Source organism: Actinomadura fulvescens (assembly GCF_039533225.1).
Lineage (GTDB): Bacteria > Actinomycetota > Actinomycetes > Streptosporangiales > Streptosporangiaceae > Spirillospora > Spirillospora fulvescens.
The window spans coordinates 354,816-372,458 of the sequence record NZ_BAAATD010000010.1; the positions used below are offsets into that span (position 1 = coordinate 354,816).

At 70.1% G+C, this 17,643-nt stretch carries 15 protein-coding genes and 1 pseudogene; 4 read left to right on the plus strand and 12 right to left on the minus strand.

Annotated features, from left to right (window positions below; genetic code table 11):
- The first annotated feature begins 53 nt into the window (after positions 1-53).
- Complete coding sequence (locus ABD333_RS33555; protein ID WP_344546562.1) at positions 54-833, plus strand: MerR family transcriptional regulator; 780 nt, start codon at positions 54-56, stop codon at positions 831-833.
- A 5-nt stretch (positions 834-838) separates the two neighbouring features.
- On the opposite strand, the gene ABD333_RS33560 is transcribed toward ABD333_RS33555, so the two are convergent.
- From ABD333_RS33560 to ABD333_RS33575, 4 genes and pseudogenes are all read right to left on the minus strand, one after another.
- On the minus strand, positions 839-1,702 hold the full coding sequence (locus tag ABD333_RS33560) for a hypothetical protein (RefSeq protein ID WP_344546611.1): 864 nt from the start codon (positions 1,700-1,702) through the stop codon (positions 839-841).
- Positions 1,703-2,914: 1,212 nt separating this feature from the next.
- Positions 2,915-3,364, minus strand: a pseudogene (locus tag ABD333_RS33565) (RNA polymerase sigma factor); the annotation flags it as partial.
- A gap of 312 nt (positions 3,365-3,676) precedes the next feature.
- Positions 3,677-5,299 (minus strand): long-chain fatty acid--CoA ligase, encoded by a 1,623-nt coding sequence (locus ABD333_RS33570; protein ID WP_344546563.1) that lies wholly within the window; start codon positions 5,297-5,299, stop codon positions 3,677-3,679.
- Between the two features lie 109 nt (positions 5,300-5,408).
- The gene (locus ABD333_RS33575; RefSeq protein ID WP_344546564.1) at positions 5,409-5,930 is read right to left on the minus strand and encodes a SigE family RNA polymerase sigma factor; all 522 of its coding nucleotides are present in this window, start codon (positions 5,928-5,930) and stop codon (positions 5,409-5,411) included.
- Between the two features lie 293 nt (positions 5,931-6,223).
- Between ABD333_RS33575 and ABD333_RS33580 the strand changes: the two genes are divergently transcribed.
- Positions 6,224-7,258 carry a hypothetical protein gene (locus ABD333_RS33580; protein ID WP_344546565.1) on the plus strand — a complete coding sequence of 345 codons (1,035 nt, stop codon included), beginning with the start codon at positions 6,224-6,226 and terminating at the stop codon, positions 7,256-7,258.
- Positions 7,255-8,148 carry a MauE/DoxX family redox-associated membrane protein gene (locus ABD333_RS33585; RefSeq protein ID WP_344546566.1) on the plus strand — a complete coding sequence of 298 codons (894 nt, stop codon included), beginning with the start codon at positions 7,255-7,257 and terminating at the stop codon, positions 8,146-8,148. Before ABD333_RS33580 ends, ABD333_RS33585 begins: the two co-directional genes overlap by 4 nt.
- Positions 8,149-8,204: 56 nt before the next feature.
- Here ABD333_RS33585 and ABD333_RS33590 read toward each other — a convergent pair whose 3' ends face one another.
- From ABD333_RS33590 to ABD333_RS33620, 7 genes are all read right to left on the minus strand, one after another.
- A complete protein-coding gene (locus ABD333_RS33590) occupies positions 8,205-8,906 on the minus strand; it encodes an ABC transporter ATP-binding protein (RefSeq protein WP_344546567.1) in 702 nt (233 codons plus the stop codon).
- Positions 8,906-9,652, minus strand: coding sequence for an ABC transporter ATP-binding protein (locus ABD333_RS33595; protein WP_344546568.1), 747 nt, complete (start codon positions 9,650-9,652; stop codon positions 8,906-8,908). Before ABD333_RS33595 ends, ABD333_RS33590 begins: the two co-directional genes overlap by 1 nt.
- Positions 9,649-10,617, minus strand: a complete 969-nt coding sequence (locus ABD333_RS33600) for a branched-chain amino acid ABC transporter permease (RefSeq protein ID WP_344546569.1) — start codon at positions 10,615-10,617, stop codon at positions 9,649-9,651. Before ABD333_RS33600 ends, ABD333_RS33595 begins: the two co-directional genes overlap by 4 nt.
- 194 nt (positions 10,618-10,811) lie before the next feature.
- Positions 10,812-11,699: a branched-chain amino acid ABC transporter permease gene (locus ABD333_RS33605; protein ID WP_344546570.1), complete on the minus strand. Its 888-nt coding sequence runs from the start codon at positions 11,697-11,699 to the stop codon at positions 10,812-10,814.
- Positions 11,696-12,910, minus strand: a complete 1,215-nt coding sequence (locus tag ABD333_RS33610) for an amino acid ABC transporter substrate-binding protein (protein ID WP_344546571.1) — start codon at positions 12,908-12,910, stop codon at positions 11,696-11,698. Before ABD333_RS33610 ends, ABD333_RS33605 begins: the two co-directional genes overlap by 4 nt.
- Before the next feature lie 848 nt (positions 12,911-13,758).
- Positions 13,759-14,943 carry an ATP-binding protein gene (locus tag ABD333_RS33615; RefSeq protein WP_425546955.1) on the minus strand — a complete coding sequence of 395 codons (1,185 nt, stop codon included), beginning with the start codon at positions 14,941-14,943 and terminating at the stop codon, positions 13,759-13,761.
- A gap of 410 nt (positions 14,944-15,353) precedes the next feature.
- A complete protein-coding gene (locus tag ABD333_RS33620) occupies positions 15,354-16,364 on the minus strand; it encodes a pirin family protein (RefSeq protein WP_344546573.1) in 1,011 nt (336 codons plus the stop codon).
- Positions 16,365-16,510: 146 nt separating this feature from the next.
- Between ABD333_RS33620 and ABD333_RS33625 the strand changes: the two genes are divergently transcribed.
- Positions 16,511-16,972: a MarR family winged helix-turn-helix transcriptional regulator gene (locus ABD333_RS33625; protein ID WP_344546574.1), complete on the plus strand. Its 462-nt coding sequence runs from the start codon at positions 16,511-16,513 to the stop codon at positions 16,970-16,972.
- Positions 16,973-17,099: 127 nt separating this feature from the next.
- Here ABD333_RS33625 and ABD333_RS33630 read toward each other — a convergent pair whose 3' ends face one another.
- Positions 17,100-17,498, minus strand: coding sequence for a hypothetical protein (locus ABD333_RS33630; RefSeq protein WP_344546575.1), 399 nt, complete (start codon positions 17,496-17,498; stop codon positions 17,100-17,102).
- Positions 17,499-17,643: the final 145 nt, after the last annotated feature.

Below are 17,643 nucleotides of genomic sequence, written 5' to 3' on the forward strand. Positions count from 1 at the left end.
CGTGGCGCGTAAGATCTTGCCGGTCAAGGGTGGACGAGTCCAGCGGGCGGGGCATGGCCGAGTACCGAATCGACGAACTGGCACACGCGGCGGGCAGCACGGTACGCAACATACGGGCGTACCAGGATCGCGGGCTGTTGCCACCACCTCGCCTAGAAGGCCGGGTTGGCATCTACGACGACTCCCATCTGGCCCGGCTGCGGCTCATCGGCAAGCTGCTCGGCCGGGGCTACACGTTCGCCATCATCAAGGACCTCATCTCCGCCTGGGAGACCGGCAAGGACGTGAGCGAGGTGCTGGGTCTGGAGAAGGTCCTCACCGATCCGTGGTCGGACGAGATCCCCGGTACCGCCGGCGTCGAGGAGCTGATCGCGACCTTCGGCGCCGGGCTGGACGACGAGGCCATCGCGCGTACGCTCCAGCGCACCATCGAGCTCGGGCTGATCGAGCCGGAGGGCGACCACTACCGGGTGCCGAGCCCGCGGCTGCTCCACGTCGGCGCCGAGCTCGTCGCGGCCGGGATCCCCATCGACTCGGTCCTCGACATCGCCGCCCAGATCCGCGACGACTGCGACGTCATCGCGGGCCGCTTCGTGAACCTCGTGTACGAGCACGTCTTCACGCCTCTGCACGACGAGGCGAACCCGAGCACCGACGAGGTCTCGGAGATCGCCGCCGTGGTCCGCCGCATGCGCCCGCTGGTCAAGATGGTGGTCGACCCGTTCATCGCCCGTGCGATGGAGGCCCGCGTCCAGGCCGCTCTCGGCACGCAACTCGAACTGATCCGTGACCACCTGACCGCCGAGAGGCCTCCTTCGGCCGCCGAAGGCTGATCCGGTCAGAGCAGGGAGATGCCCCAGACCACGGTGACCTCCTGGCGGCGGCCTTCGGTGTCGGTGAACGTGAGCGTGCTCTTCCCGGGCAGGTTGACCAGGCCGGTACTCAGTTTGACGGTCAGCTCGGCCGTGCCGCCCTTGGGCAGGTCGCCCTGCGACGGCGTCACGGTGACCTGGCCGGTCGACGTCGCCGAACTCCACGTCACCGGGCCGCGATGGGCGGTCAGCACGACCCGGGCGGTCTTGGTGCCGTAGAGCTCGACCTTGCCGGGAACGGCCGTCAGCAGGCCCGGAATCTTTGGCTGTACGGGCGGCGACGGAGGCCGCCTGGGCGTGCCTGGGATCCTGGGCGACGGCGGGGTGGGTGACGGCACGGTCTTGCGTTCTCCGTCAAGGTGCGGCGAGTTGTGCGACCCACCGCCATGGCCGTTGCCCGGCGTCTGCCCCTGCCCCGGCTGCTCCCCCTGCGCCAGCCCGCCCGAGGGCGGCCGGTCCTCGGTGACGCCCGGCAGCGGCCGCATGTCGAACGGCGACCAGTCGATGATCGAATTGCCCGGGCCCATCAGTACCGCGGCGACCAGGGCGGTGGCCAGCGCCCCCGCCATCCCTCCCCCGGCGAACAGCCAGCGGCGCGTCACCGGCGACGGCACGTCGGGCTGGCTGGGCAACCCGTCCGGCGTGAGCGTTCCGCCACGCGCGACGATGTCGGTCCGGTATCCGGCGAGCTCCGGATCGGAGCCCGTGTGGATGACGCGATGCCGCAACGCCGCGGGCAGCACCGGCGCGGGCGCCATCACGAGCAACGCGACCGGTGCCAGCTGCCGTCGCCCGCGGCAGTTCGTGCAGTCAGCGGCATGCGGCTCCAATGCCGCCACCTCGTCAAGACGCGCGGACGCCCCACCAGACGAGAGCAACCCATCGGTCAACGACGCCTTGCGCTCCGCACCAACACCCGCCTGCCGCACCCCACCTTGCACCGCTCCAGACTCGACCCCCCCGGCACCAATGGCGGAGGAAGCAGCCGCCGCACGCCCGGTGTCGCCCCCTCCAGACGCAACGCCTGGCGCCGAGGCAGCGGACGCAGAAGAACCACCCGGCGCCGCACCGGCGTTGCCGGTGCCAGACGAAGCAGCCGGTGCCTGGCCAGTGTTGCCATCCCCGGACGCCATGCGTGGCGCCGAGGTAGGGGTGGCGCCCTGCGCTGCGGCGCTGTCGTTCGTTGGGAAGGAAACGGGCGGAGTGGCGGTGCTGGAGGAAGCTGCCGGTCCGCGACCGGTTTCGCCCACAGAAGCCGCCAAGCCGAACGCGGAGGTGCTGTTGGCGACAGCCGAAGCCCCTGCAGCCGGACCTGCGTTGGCGGTGTCAGAGGACGTAGGCAATGGCGGACTCGCGTTGGCGGTGCTGGACCAGGCAGCTGGTGCGTAGCCGGTGTTATCGCCTGCAGGCGCGACGCTAGGCGCCGACGTGGGGGTGGCGGGTGCTATAGAAGCGCCCTGCGCTGCGCCGCTGTGGCCGGTTTCGCGAGCTGCAGTTACGTCGGCCGTGGAGGAAACGGCTGACGAGAGGCGTTCGGTTTCGGAGAGGGCGTGTACGGGGGCACCGTCGTGTACGGGAGTGCCCTCGCGTACCGGAGTGCCCTCGCGTACCGGAGTGCCCTCGCGTACCGGAGTGCCCTCGCGTACCGGAGTGCCCTCGCGTACCGGAGTGCCCTCGCGTACCGGAGTGCCCTCGCGTACCGGAGTGCCCTCCCGTACCGGAGTGCCCTCCCGTACCGGAGTGCCCTCCCGTACCGGAGTGCCCTCGCGTACGGGAGTGCCCTCGTGGACGGGGGGGTTGGCGGGGGGTTGGCGGGTGGTGCGGCGCGGCGGGCGGCGGGTTTGGGGTGCCAGGGCCGCATGGTCGTCGGGCGTCTTGGCGTGGCTCTTGAGCTCGCGGTGGGCGTCGGCGGCCTCGGTTGCGCGGACCGGGTGGATGCCCTCGGCACAGCGGTGTTCGAGGAGGAGGCGCTCGGCTGCGACCGCGGTGCGGAGGCGGGCCTGGGCGCGGGTCAGCCGGGCGGCCGCGCGGCGGGCGGAGAGGCCGAGGACGGCGCCGAGCTCGGTCGAACGCAGGCCGTGCCGCATGGCGAGCAACAACGTCTCCTGGTCGGAAAAGCCCAGGTGCGCCAGTGCGGTCTCCCGCAACTCGCGCAGTTCGAGAGCGGAGGTCTCCGGGAATTCGCCGTCCTTCTCCCAGGTCAATCCACGGACACGGCCCCGCTGCAGGCAACGCCGCCGGGCCGCGCCGTACAACCAGGGCCGCAGGCGCAGTTGGTCTCGCATTCGCGGGGCGCGGCGAAAAGCGTCGATGAACGTGTCGTGAAGGACATCGGCCGCGGTCTTGGGCTCGCCGGTCATGGTCAGGCAGTAGTCGTAGAGACGCTCTGCGTACGCGTCGTAGAGCGCGCCCAGCGCAGCCTCGTCACCTTCGTTGAGCCGCAGGACCAACGCGCGGTCGGCGGCGACGTCGAAGGAGGACCACCTCGGCATTTTTGAGCTCCCGGCACTGACGGGCAAGTCTGTCCGTCACGGGCCAACTGGACAATCGGCCCACCTTGCATACACCCATTCACCCCATGTGCACCACATGATCCTCTGAAATGGCGACGAAGGGTAACTGGGTGGTGAGCAGTGTGTTGCCTACGATGTCAGCGGCCAATGACGGAATGGAACATGACGAAGACGAAAAGTGATGATGCCGATGCCCAACGTGATCAGTCAACTCCAGCAGGGTAATGGGTCAACCGAAGGGCAAAAAAGTCCCCCGCCGCCGAGTCCAACGCGCCGCGTGGAGGAGCCGGGTCAGTCCACGCGCTTCACGTCCAGCTCGCCGTCCGCATACTTCCGTCGCAGCACCTTTTTGTCGAACTTCCCGACCGAGGTCTTCGGCACCTCGGCGACGAACGTCCAGCGTTCGGGCAGCTGCCACTTGGCGATTCGGTCCGACATGAACTCCTTGAGCTCGTCGGCGGTGACCGTCGCGCCCTCGCGTACGACGACCGAGGCCAGCGGACGCTCCTGCCAGCGGTCGTCCGGAACGCCGACCACCGCGGCCTCGATGACGTCGGGATGGGCCATGAGATGGTTCTCCAGGTCCACCGAGGAGATCCACTCGCCGCCCGACTTGATGACGTCCTTGGCCCGGTCGGTGAGTACAAGGTAGCCGTCGGGTGAGATCGTGCCTACGTCGCCGGTACGCAGCCAGCCGTCATGGAACTTGGCCGGGTCCTCGTCCTGGTAGTACGAACCCGTGATCCACGGCCCGCGGATCTCGACCTCGCCCACCGCCTCGCCGTCGTTCGCCAGCACGGTGTCCCCATCCCCGACGATGCGCATCTCCAGCCCGGCCAGCAACCGGCCCTGCGTGACCCGGTGGCGCCACATCTCCTCGCCTTCGGTGCCGGCGGGGGCGTGCGCGACGGTGGCCACCGGCGACGTCTCGGTCATCCCCCACGCCTGGACGATCTGGACGCCGATCTCGTCGAAGCCGCGCATCAGCGACTCCGGCACCGCGGAGCCGCCGCAGGGCACCAGCCGTAGCGAGCTGAGGTCGGAGCCGTTCTCGCGTACGTGGCGCAGGACGTCGGCCCAGATGGTCGGCACCGCGCCGGCGACCGTCGGCCGTTCGGTCTCGATGAGGCGGACGAGAGGCTCGGCCTGCATGAACCGGTCCGGCATGACGAGATCGGCGCCGGCCGCCACCGCGGCGTAGGGAAGCCCCCAGGCGTTCGCGTGGAACATCGGCACGACCGGCAGCACCCGGTCGGCGGCGCTCAGCCCGATCGAATTGCCGGTGCAGGTGGACATCGAGTGCAGGTAGGCCGACCGGTGCGAGTAGACGACGCCCTTCGGGTTGCCCGTGGTGCCGCTGGTGTAGCACATGGCGGCGGCCTGGCGTTCGTCGATGTCCGGCCAGTCGAACGAGGTGGACTCGGCGGCGAGCAGGTCCTCGTACGAGTGGAGCTCCTTGCCCGCCGCGGCGAGCGGCGCGGTGTCCCCGGGGCCGACGACGATGACGTGCTTGACCGTCTTCAGCTGCGGCAGCATCGGCGCGATGAGCGGGATCAGGGAGCCGTCGAGGAGGACGACCTCGTCCTCGGCGTGGTTGGCGATGTAGACGAGCTGGTCCGGGAACAGCCGCAGGTTGAGGGTGTGGAGCACGGCCCCCATGGACGGTACGGCCAGGTAGGCCTCAAGGTGCTCGGCGTTGTTCCACATGAACGTGGCGACGCGCTGGTCGCCGTCGACGCCCAGGGATCGCAGTGCCCCCGCCAGCCGGGCGGCCCGTTCACCGAGCTCGGCGTACGTACGGCGCCGGGTGCCGTCCCCCGTCCAGGTCGCCACCTCGCTCGCGCCGAACACGTCGGTGCCGTAGCGCATGATCGAGGTGATGGTCAGCGGGAAGTCCTGCATCGTGCTCCACACGGCGCGCCTCCAGCAGCAGCTTCGCGGATTCCAGAACCGGATTCTTGCCGCTCTCGCCCCGCATTGTCAGCATTTGCCACGTATGTTTCCCAGACCGTGCTCCGCCGCGTCAGGGCTGCTGGGACGGGACGTCGGGGAAGTCGCCCCCGAGGCCGGCGTCGTCACGGAGCTTGGCGACGGCCCTCGAAACTGTGCTCTTGACTGTGCCGACGCTCACTCCGAGAACTTCGGCGATCTCCGATTCGGGCATGTCCTCGTAATAGCGGAGCATGACCGCGAGCCGTTGCCGCGCCGGCAGCCGGTCGAGCGCACGGCCCAGCGCGTCGTGCAGTTCGGTGCGCCGCGTGTGATCGTCCACCGGCTGGTCGGGCAGTTCGTCGGTCGGATAGATCTCCAGTTTGCGCCGCCGCCACCAGGAGATCTGCGTATTCGCCATGGCCCGCCGCACATAACCGTCCACGGCCGCTCGATCATGGATGCGATCCCAGGCGAGATAGGTCTTGGCGAGCGCCGCCTGCAGGAGGTCCTCGGCCTCGGCGCGATCGCTGGTCAGCTGCATCGCCTGGCGCAGCAGCGCCGGACCGCGGGCCGTGACGTACTCGCGGAACTCCTCGTGCCGCGTCTTGTTCACATCACCACCGAGTCAGGGGTTACGGGGATTGCATCGGGCCGCCGATAGTGTGATCTCGGGCAGGCAAGATCCTGTTGCTTTCGACGATGGCACGAAGATCGTAATTGCGGGTCAACAGAAAAGACATATTCGGGTCAACCGGTGGATAAATACAACACCTCGGTGAGTAAATCTCAACCCGCTGGATGACTTATCGGATAAATCCGTCGACAGCCGGGTCACCGCGCGTGACCCTTGACTCACTGTCCTAACAGCCGTGGCCGTGAGTGAAGATTCGATGCCGGAGTGCCGCCATGCCGCTTGCCCGCCAGGGAGCAAGGCGTCGCAGTCAGCAGGAGGCCGTACTCGGGGCGCCGTCGATCCGGCGCACCGCTCCCGCCGACGCGAGCCGCGCGCCCCTCGGTCCCGTGGCCGGGACCATCCTCGACGCCAGCCCCCACCTCCTGGTGTTGCACACGGCCGACGGCGAGGTGCGGCTGCCGATGACCGAGGCGACCACCGTCTGGCACGGCGGCCGCGGCGGCCCCGGCTCGCTGCGGCCGGGACGTGACGTGGTCGTACGGCCCGCGGCCGACGGCCTGCGCGCCGACCGCGTCTGGGTCGACATCAGCCGGGTGGCCGGCGTGATCCTGGCGTGCGGGCGGGACACCGTGGAGGTGGACATGGGCCCGCACCGCGGACGGGCCCATGTGGTGATCCCCCCGCACGCCCTCGGACGAATCCTCGTCCGGCATCCCCGGATGGAGCCCGGCTACCTCATCGACACGATCTGCGTCCGTTCGCCCGACGGGCCGCGGGCGGTCCGCCCCGGCACCTCGCAGCCCGGCTACCGCGCCGACGACCTCGCCTCCCCGGAGCCGGGCACCCCGGTACCCGATCCCATCCGGGGCACGGCCACCTGGTTCGGCGGCATTGTCGGCCAGCAATCCCACACGAGAGGAGATGGCAGCCATACCAACGTCGTCCGGGGATGGCGTCGTTCGCTCGCCGGCGCGTACGCCACGATTGGCGCGGCCTATCCGGCGGTCGACTCCGAAGGGAACGCGGGCGGGTGCCCCGACGCCCCCTCCGGATGCGTCGCTCTCCCCTACCTGTCGGTCGGCAGCGTCCTGTCGGTCCGCAACGAGTGCACGGGACGCACGGCGGCCGTCCCGATCACCGAGTGCGGATGCGCGGCGGCCCTGTACTGCGACCGTTGCGTGGAGTGCGGCACGTCGCCGCGCGGGCGGGTGGTCGAGCTGACACCCGCCGCGTTCGTGAGCCTGGGCGGCGACCTGGACGGCGGATGCTTCAACGTGGTCGTACGTCCCACGGGGGCCGACCGGTGATCACCGTCGTACTGAACACCCAGGTCGTGCTTCTCGCCGCCGTGCTCCTGGCGGCGTGCCTCGCCAAGCTGATGGTCCGCCATCCAGCGGGCGCGGCGCCCGAGCACGTGCACGGCGTCCCGATGCCCGCGGGCCTCGGCCGAGCGACGGCGCTGCGCCAGAGCAGGCCCGTGAACGTGGGGCTCGGCCTAGCCGAGGGCATCCTCGGCGTGAGTCTGCTGGTCACCTCGCACATATCCGTGCGGGTCGCCACGACGGTGACGTTCGCCGTCGCGACGTGGGCGGTCGGGGAGTTGCGCGTGCACCGGCCGGACGCCGGATGCGGCTGCTTCGGCGGGCTGAGCACCAAGCGCGTAGGACGGCGCAGCGTCGTCCGGACGATGTTGTTCACCGCGGCCGCGATCGCCTCGCTCTGGGCGCCGCACGCCGGTGCCGACGTACTGTTCAGCGGCCAGGCCCAGGTCGCCCTGGTCCTCGCCTTGGAGCTGGCACTGTTCGCCGCGCTCTCGCCGGAGCTGTCGGTCCTGCGGGAACGGCACTGCCTGCTGCGGCACAAGCCCCCAGACCCCTGCGAACGGCGCGCCAGCCCGCTAGCGGAGACCTACGCGACGCTCTACGACAGCGCCGAGTGGCTGCGGTACGAGGAGTCGGTGTCCAGCGCCGCGCCCCTGGACATCTGGCGAGAGGGCTGCTGGCGCTTCCTGGTCTTCCCCGCCCGAGCGGACGAACGCGACGTGGAGATCGTGTTCGCGGTCTCCACAGCCGCCCGCGACAGAACCGTACGAGCCGCAATCTCACCACCAACAACCCCGACCCCAACGCCAGCCATAGAGACCACGCCAGACCCGACCCCAGTCGAGGCCCAAACGCCAGTAGCAGGCCGAACATAAACGCCAACCGCGAACCCGACGCCGGGTGCGGGTCGGGCTTGGCGTCGGGGGTGGGGTCATGGTTGCGGAGGGATTCCTAGGTAGCTCTCTTGGACTCGGCTGTCGGCCAGGAGGTCGGCGGCTGGGCCTTGTAGGACGATGCGGCCGGTTTCCAGTACGTACGCGCGTGACGCCAGTGACAGGGCGGTGTCGACGTCCTGCTCGACCAGCAGGACCGCGGTGCCGCCGGCGGCGATGGACGGCAGGCGCATCACGATCTCGTCGACGATGATGGGGGCGAGGCCGAGGGACAGTTCGTCGATCATCATGAGGCGGGGGCGGCTCATGAGGCCGCGGGCGATCGCGCACATCTGCTGCTCCCCGCCGGACAGGCTGCCGGCGAGCTGGTTCAGGCGCGGCGCCAGTTGCGGGAAGAGCTCCAGCACGCGGTCGATCTCGGCTGTGCGGTGCCGCCAGGCGCCGAGGAGGAGGTTCTGGCGTACGGTCAGTCCGGGGAAGAGCCGCCGTCCCTCCGGTACGTGCGCGACGCCCAGGCCCGCGATGTCCTCGATCGATCGTCCGGTCAGCGGACGGTCCGCGAGCATGGCCGTCCCGCTCGCTGCGGGGAGCACGCCGGACAGGGCCCGCAGCAACGTGGTCTTGCCCGCACCGTTGGGCCCGATCAGCGCGACGATCTCACGTTCGCCCACGGTCAGATCGACGTCCCACACCACCCGGACACGGCCGTAGCCGGCCGTGAGGCCCCGCACCTCCAACATCACGCACCGCCGCGGCGCGCGTAGCGGTGGCCCAGATAGGCCTCGATGACCCGCGGATCGGCCATGACCCGGTCGGGCGGCCCCGACGTCAGGACCTTGCCCTCGTGCAGGACGAGCACCTCGTCGCTGACCTCGACGATCGCGCGGACGACGTGTTCGACGACCACGATCGTGACGCCCTCGGCGGCCAGCGCGCGGATGAGGTCCAGGGCAGGGTCGATCTCCGCGGGCCGCAGTCCGGCGAGCACCTCGTCCAGGAACAGCAGCCGGGGTTCGAGCGCCAGGGCCCTGGCGAGCTCAAGCCGGCGGGCGTCGGCGACCGAGAGTTCGGCCGGGGCCCGTCCGGCCTGGCCGGCGAGGCCGACGCGGGCAAGGACGTCGGTGGCGAGCCCGGCCGCGTCGGCGGCGGTCCGGCCGTGCGCGCCGTAGGTGGCGGCGACCATCACGTTCTCGCGGACGGACATGCCGCGGAACGGCTTCACCACCTGGAAGGTCCGGCCGACGCCCGCCTTGGCGACCGTCCACGGCCTGGCGCCGGTGAGGTCGCGGCCGTTGATCAGCACGGTCCCGGACGTCGGCTTCAGATGACCGGTGACGACGTTGATGAGCGTGCTCTTGCCGGAGCCGTTCGGCCCGATGACGCCGAGCGTCCGCCCGGCGGGCACGCGCACGCTCACCTCCGACAGCGCCGCCAGCCCGCCGAACCGCCGGGTGAGCCCGCGCACCTCCAGCATGGGCGGCGTCATAGCCGGTACCTCCGGATGTTGGCCAGGGGAGAGAAGTCGCGGGTCCGCCAGGCGTCCCGGACGTACGTCACCACTCCCTCGGGCATGAGGACGACGACCAGGATGATGATCGTGCCGAGGATGAACGTGTGGTACTCGGTGAACGACTGCCGCAGCCATTCGGACAGGAACTGCAGCCCGACGGCGCCCAGCAACGGCCCGAGGATGGTCCCGGCCCCGCCGATCACCACCATGATCACCATCAGCACGGTGATCTCGACGTCGAACATCCGGTCCGGATAGACGGTGACCAGCTGGAACGTGTAGGCCGACCCGGCGAGCCCGGCGAAGAACCCGGAGAGCGCGAACGCGGCGACCTTGGTGCGGGTGGTGTTGACCCCCATGGAGGCCGCCGCCTCCTCGTCCTGGTGGATCGCGCGCATCGCCATCCCGAACCGGCCCCGCGTGACCAGCGCCGCGACCACGACCGTCACGGTGGCCAGCACGAGAAAGATCACGTAGAAGCCGTCCACGCCCGGATAGGGCGTCGGCACGTCCGCGCCGAACGTGGGGATGGTGATGCCCGCGCCGCCGCCGGTGAGGTCGGGCGCGTTGATGACCAGCTCGCGCGTCCCCTCGGCCACGCCCAGCGTCGCGATCGCGAAGTAGTGCCCGCGCAGCCGCAGCAGCGGCAGGCCGATGAGCGCCGCGAAGGCCGCCGCGACGAGCCCGGCGGCCGCCATCGACGGCCAGAACGGCCACCTGGCATGGGACATCAGCACCGCGGTCGTGTAACCGCCGAGCCCGAAGAAGACGACCTGGCCGAACGAGGCGTACCCGGTGAAGCCGCCTATCAGGTTCCACGACTGCGCGAGCACGATGAACATGAACACCGCGGTGACGACCCGTACCTGCCCGGTGTAGAGCTGCGTCTGCAAGAACACGCAACCGAGCACGGCCACCGCCCCGGCACCCCAAGGCGCCACGTTCCGCACCCCATCAAGCCCGCCCCAGCCATGCTGACGGCCTCGCCCATCCCTCCTTCCACCAGGCAGGCCGTGTCGCCGGCTGCTCTGACCCTCGCCAGGCTGCTTTCTGCGGTCGCGGGTGGCGGGTGGTTGCTCACGTCGGTGCTGCTCGGCTCGGTTGTGCTCTTCGTCGGCGTCGCTCGGGCGGGTCATCACACCTCCTGCCTGGCCTCGTAGAACGCCCGGCCGAGGAGGCCGGCGGGGCGGGTGGCCAGGACCAGCACGAGAACGGCGAAAGCGACCGCGTTGGCCCAGGTGCCGGACAGGTACTGGCCCGCCCAGGACTCGGCCAGGCCCAGGACGAGCCCGCCCGCCAGCGCGCCGTACATGTTGCCGAGCCCGCCGAGCACCGCGATCACGAAGCTGAACAGTGTGAAGCGTCCGGCGTCGGCGGGGTGGAAGGTGCCGATCGTGCCGACCATCGCGCCCGCGCCGCCCGCGAGCGCGGCGGCCAGGCCGAACGTGAGGGCGTAGATGTGCCGCGCCCTGATGCCCATCAACCGGGCGGCACCGCGGTCCATCCCGGTCGCCATGATCGCCAGGCCGGTCCGGGTCCGGTTCATGAAGGCGACGAGGAGGATCGCCACGGCGACGGCGATCGCGAACGCCAGGAGGCGGCCGAGCGGGATCTGCACTCCGCCCGGCAGCCCGATCCCGCGCGGGGCGTACGAGGTGGGGATGGACCGGAAGTCCCCGGTGAACGCGATGTTCATGCCCTGGACGAGCACGAGCTCAAGCCCGAACGTGAGCAGCAGCGTGATGAAGATGGGCGCGTTCACCACCAGGTTGATCAGCCCGCGCTGGATCGCGTACCCGAGCACGAAGAGGGCGGCGGCCGAGCCGAACATGCCGATGAACGGGTCGAGGCCGAACGTGTCCGACAGGCCCAGGGCGATGTACGCGCCGAGCACGACGAACGCGCCGTGGGCGAGGTTGATCACGTTCATGACGCCCCACACGAGCGAGAAGCCGACCGCGATCAGCGCGAACAGCCCGCCCTGCAGCAGCCCGTTCAGGGTGGCCTGCAGGAACGAGCTCACTGGGCGGGCCAGATGAGCTTCGCGGCGGCGGCGTCCTTGGGCCACACGGTCACGACCTTGCCCGCCTGCACCTGGATCACCGACATGGGCTTGAACTTGTTCTGGCCCGTCGCGTCGAACTTGATCCGGCCGAAGAACGAGGGGGTGTCGAGGGCGGCCATCGCGTCACGGACCTTGTCGGGCTCGGTCGAACCGGCCTTCTGGGCCGCCATCGCGAGCGCCAGGCAGGCCGCCGTCGCCTCGGCGTTGTGATACTGCGCGGGATGCCCGTACCGGGCCTGGACCGCCGCCGCGTAGTCCTTGGCGGTGCCGAAGAACGGTTCGGAGCCCTGGACCTCGGCGGTCCACTGGCTGGAGCCGATCACGCCGTTGGCCAGGCTGCGCAGGGTGTTGCGGAAGTCGGGCGTGGGCGGCGCGACGGACTCGGCGAACAGCTTGGGCCGCACCCCGAGCTCGTTGGCCTGCTTGATGATCGCGATGCCCTCGGCCAGATGGACCGACCCGACGATGACATCGGGCCTCTTTCCCTTGATCTTGGTGAGCACGGCGCTGACGTCGGTCGCGTGGGCGGGGAAGTACTCGGTCGGGAGAACGGTGTAGCCGCGCTCGCGGGCCTCGGCGACGCCGCCCTCGGCCACGGTCTTGGAGAAGCCGTCGTCGGCGGACAGGAACGCGATGGTCCTGGGCTTGGGCGAGGCGAGTTCGTCGATGGCCTTGACCATCGACGCGGCGTACTCCGTGGCGGGGGAGAGCACGGCGAACGACCGCCGGTAACCCTGCTGGAAGATCTTGTCGTCGGCTCCGGCGGCGTCGGCCATGACCTGCTTGTTGCGTTCGACGACCGGCGCGGCGGCCGCCGTGCTCGCCGAGCCGTAAGGGCCGAGGACGAGCTTGACGCCGTAGTCGTTGAGCCGGTCGACGATGCGGGCGGCCACGTCGGCCTTGGACGTGTCGTCGGAGTAGCGGATGTCGATCCTGAGCCTGCGGGAGCCGACCGGCACGCCGCCCCTGGCGTTGATCGTCTCCTTGCAGAGGTCGTAGCCCTGCTTGGTCAGCTGGCCCTCCCGGGCGAGCGCTCCGGTGTTGGAGTAGGGGGCGCCGAGCACCAGCGTGTCCCCGGTGGCGCCCCCTGACTCCCCCTTGGAACCACATGCGGCGGCGAGGAGTGCCGCGGTCACGGCGCCGGCGACGAGGGAGAGGTTCCTGACCATGAGACCTCCTCGGGAGATCGTGCGCGACGGCTCTCCGAGGATCTTTCACGAGAGGGAAAAGATGGCCTGTTTGTCCGGTTTCGGCAGTGTCCGCGTGTGGCCACGAGCACACGAGGCTACTCTCTGCCACCCTATTGCACTCTCTAGCTCTGACCCCATAGGGCACTAGAGAACGAAAGAGAACATCGCTTGCCAAATCTACGACTCTCTAGAGCCAGCACTAGGAAGCCGTAGATTCTGATGACGAGCCCGCTTCGATGCAGCCTTATACAGGCCTCTAGCGCTAACGCTAGAGAGCGGTATACCCGTGTAGCGGCCGGTCGGTCGATCAAGACAAGCAGGACGTGGGACGAGCGAGGCGATCAAGACGAGCAGGGCAGACGGTGGGACGGCGAGACAGGCAGGACGGCGAGACAGGCAGACGGCGGGCCAGGTAGGACGGCGAGGCGGATGGGACAGCGAGACAGGCAGACGGCGAGACAGGCAGGCGGCGAGGCGGGTAGGACGGCGAGGCGGGCGGACGGCGAGGCGGGCGAGACGGCGGGCCGGGGAGGACGGCGGGCCGGGTAGGACGGCGAGGCGGGCGGGACGGCGAGGCGGGCGGGACGGCGAGGCGGGCGGACGGCGAGGCGGGCGGACGGCGAGGCGGGCGGACGGCGAGGCGGGGAGGACGGCGGGCCGGGTAGGACGGCGAGGCGGGTGGGACGGCGAGGCGGGTAGGACGGCGAGGCGGGCGGACGGCGGGCCGGGGAGGACGGCGAGGCGGGCGGGACGGCGAGGCGGGCGGACAGCGAGGCGGGCGGGACGGCGAGGCGGGTGGGACGGGTAGGCCGGGCTAGGCGGTGGGGCTAGGCGGGCTGGGCCCTCAGGAACTTGCCGAAGTGCGGAACGGTGAAGGCGACGAGCCCGCGCTCGGCGCTGTAGATGAGGCCCTTCTTGATGAGGCCGTCGCGGGCCGGAGACAGGCTGGAGGGTTTGCGACCCAGCTCGTCGGCGACCGCGGACGTCGGCACCGGCTCGTCGCCGAGGGTCGCCATCGCCCGCATGTAGTCGCGTTCGGCCGGGGTGGCGCGGTCGTAACGGCTGCCGAAGAACCCGACCGCCAGCTCGCTCTCCGCCTCGGGCGCCGCGACCTTGATGTCGTCGGCCGTGATCGGGCTGTCGGGCGCGACGTCCCAGACGACCTTGGCATAGGCCTGCACGAAGTAGGGATAGCCGTCGGCCGCGCCGTAGAGCGCGTCCAGGGCCTCCTCGGTGAACGTGACGTCCTCGCGCTCCGCCGGAGCCAGCAGCGCGACGTCGGCTGACTCACGATCGAGCCGGTCGATGCGGGCGTAGCGGAAGAGCCGTTCGGAGTAGGACTTGCTCGCCGACAGCACGGCCGGCAGGTGCGGCAGTCCGGCGCCCACGACGATCAGCGGCCCGCCGTTCTGCGACAGCTCGTGGCAGGCGGCGCAGAGCGCGGAGACGTCATCGGCCGGGATGTCCTGCATCTCGTCCACGAACAGCGAGATGCCGACGCCCACATCGGTGGCGACGGACGCGGCGTCCACGAACAGCTCGGTGAGGTCGATCTCCAGGTCGCCGGAGTCGGCTCGGCCGCGGGCGGCGGGCACGTCGATGCCCGGCTGCCAGCGGTGCACGCGCGCCTTGGTCTTGCCGGCCGGCTCCTCGCCCGCCTGGGCGAACGCCTTGAGGACGCCGAGGAACTCCTCGATCCGGTCGGGGGCGCGATGCCGTGGGGCGAGCTCGCGGACGGCCATGTGCAGCGCCGACGCGACCGGACGCCGGATCGACTGGTCGGGACGTGCCTCGATCTTGCCGGTGCCCCACAGCCGCTGGATCGCCATCGAGCGGAACGCGTTGAGCAGCACGGTCTTGCCGACCCCACGCAGCCCCGTGACGATCATGCTGCGCTCCGGGCGGCCCCGGGCCACCCGTTCGAGCACCACCTCGAACTGCTGGAGTTCACGGTCGCGGCCGGCCAGCTCGGGGGGACGCTGCCCGGCGCCTGGGGCATAGGGATTGCGCACGGGGTCCACGGTCTCGGACTCTATGAGGCGATATAGCTGTGGCCGTAGATTTGCGTAGAAACTCGTACGGCGTGTCGCGGGCCGCCGTGCCGTTCCGCACCGGCCGGACGTCGGCGCACCGAGATCATGGCCGCCCCCGGCCACCGGACGGCCCGCGGAAACCGTCGCCACCATGCCGCCTCACCTCCGGCCCATCGTCAGCAACGGGCAAGCCTCGCTTGACCTCACACGGACGAGCGCATTCGAACGAATCTGTCGAATCTCTGTTCGACTGTTCGAACACAGTAGCGCACGACTCCATCGACCGTCACGCGAGTCTCGCCAATACGTTCGAATAATGACGGGGCGCGCCCGGCGTGCCGGGAATGACGCAAATTGGACCGGCGGACCGGCGCCTCCACGCCCCCCCGTCAGGCCAGCGACTCGTCGGCCGAGGAGAGGTGCGGGACCTTCTCGGCGGGGATCGTCCCCATCCGGCCGGACTGGAAGTCCTCGAACGCCTGGACGATCTCCTCACGGGTGTTCATCACGAACGGCCCGTACCGGGCGATCGGCTCCCGGATCGGCAGGCCGCCCAGGATCAGGATCTCCCAGCCGTTCTTGCTGGCCAGCGGCTGGCTCTCGGCCGCGCGCACGACCAGGCCGTCGGTCTCGCCCTTGTGATGCGAGCCCCCGAAGACCGCGAGCTGACCGTCCCCGACCGCGACCTCCTCGACTCCGGCCGTGCCACGGCCGGACAGGGAGTAGACCATCGCGTTGAAGTCCCGGGGCCAGGGCAGGGTCAGCCGCGCGCCGGGAGCGACGGTCGCGTGCACGTAGGTGATCGGCGTGTACGTCGAACCCGGACCCTGAAAGCCCGCCACCGAACCGGCGATCACGCGGACGAGCGAGGAGCCGTCGTCGGCGGCCAGCAGCTTCACGTCGCGCGCCTCGATGTCCTGGTAGCGCGGCTTGACCCACTTCTGGGCGCGCGGCAGGTTGACCCAGAGCTGCACGCCGTGGAACAGGCCGCCCTTGGCGACCAGTTCGGGCGGCGGCTGCTCGATGTGCTGGATCCCGGCACCGGCGGTCATCCACTGGGTGGCGCCGTCGGTGATCACACCGCCGCCACCGGTGGTGTCGTGGTGGGCGAGGGTGCCGTCGATCATGTACGTCACGGTCTCGAACCCGCGATGCGGGTGCCAGGGCGTGCCCATGGCCTCGCCCGGCGCGTACTCGACCTCGCCCATCTGGTCGAGCAGCAGGAACGGGTCGGCCAGCGCCAGGTCCACACCCGGGAACGGGCGCCGCACCTGGAACCCCTCACCCTCCAGGTGGCGCTGAGCGGTGACGACCTTGGCGACCCGACGCCAGCCGGTCGCCTCCTCAGAAAGCCGCGGCAGCCGCGGCAGCGTCAGCGGATCCGCCATCACAGCAGGCATCTCGTCTCCTCCTCCAAGGATCACCAGGACGTGCGCCAGGAGGAACATGATTGAAAGATAAACTATTCCGTCATGGCTCCGTGCCTGGTGGCCCACACGGTAACAGAATTGGTTGAAGCTTCAACAGGTGCTCTATACTGCCTGACATGACCGAACCACGCTGGCTCGATGCCGACCAACAGCGCGACTGGCGGGCGTTCGTGGACGGCAGTGTCCGGCTGACCGAGCTTCTCGACCGTGACCTCAAGTCCAAGCACGGCCTGTCGGTGTCGGAGTACGAGATCCTGGTGCGGCTGTCCGAAGCCCCCGAACGCCGTCTCCGCATGGCCGAGCTGGCCGAGCACGCGAGCCAGTCGCGCAGCCGGCTGTCCCACACCTGCAGCCGTCTTGAATCCAAGGGCCTGGTCTTCCGCGGCGGCTGCCCGAACGACAAACGCGGCGTCTACGCGCATCTGACCGACGAGGGCTTCGACGCCCTCGACCGCGCCGCGCGCGACCACGTCGAGACCGTCCGGGACTTCTTCATCGACATCATCGACCCCTCCGACCTGGCCGCCATCGGCCGCGCCTTCACCGCGGTCAACAAGCGCATCAGCGAAGCCGGCTGACCCCGACTGCCCCCGGCTGCCCCGATTGACCCCGGCTGACCCGGCTGACCCCGACTGCCCCCTGCTGACCCCGCCCGGCGCCGGTGTCCGGCTGCGGGGTCCGGCTGCGGCCGGTCGCTGAAGGCGGTCAGAGTGTGAGGCCGGTGAGGAAGCCGACCGAGACCAGGGTCAGGAAGACCCAGGCCAGCATCATGCCGATGCCGAACGCACGCCATGAGCCGCCGACCTTCCAGATCAGCAGGCTGCCCAGGCCGAAGGCCAGCAGGAGCAAAATCACCATCTGGGGCAGCAGGCTCGGACGGCGGGCCATCTTGAGCGGGGCCCACATCATGATGACGTCGACGAGCACGAACGTGCCGAAGCCCGCCGCGACGATGCCGGTGAAGCGGCCGCCCGGCAACTGGGGGGCCTTGTCCCAGGGCAGCCGGATGCGCGGCGCCGAGTCCTTCGCGCTCTCGACCTCGACTCTGGAGGCCACCGAGAAGATCTCGTCCTCCAGACTTGGCGGATTTTCGGGCTCCGTCATGCCGGCTCCCTGCGCCGGGGACGCCGGGACAATGCCCGGTGGGGGGTCAGCCAAACAGCGCGGCCCGTCCGCCCCCGTCCCCTTGTACGACGGACGTGCCCACAGACGCACCGTAGCGAACCCGAGGTCCAACACGTGAACGGCC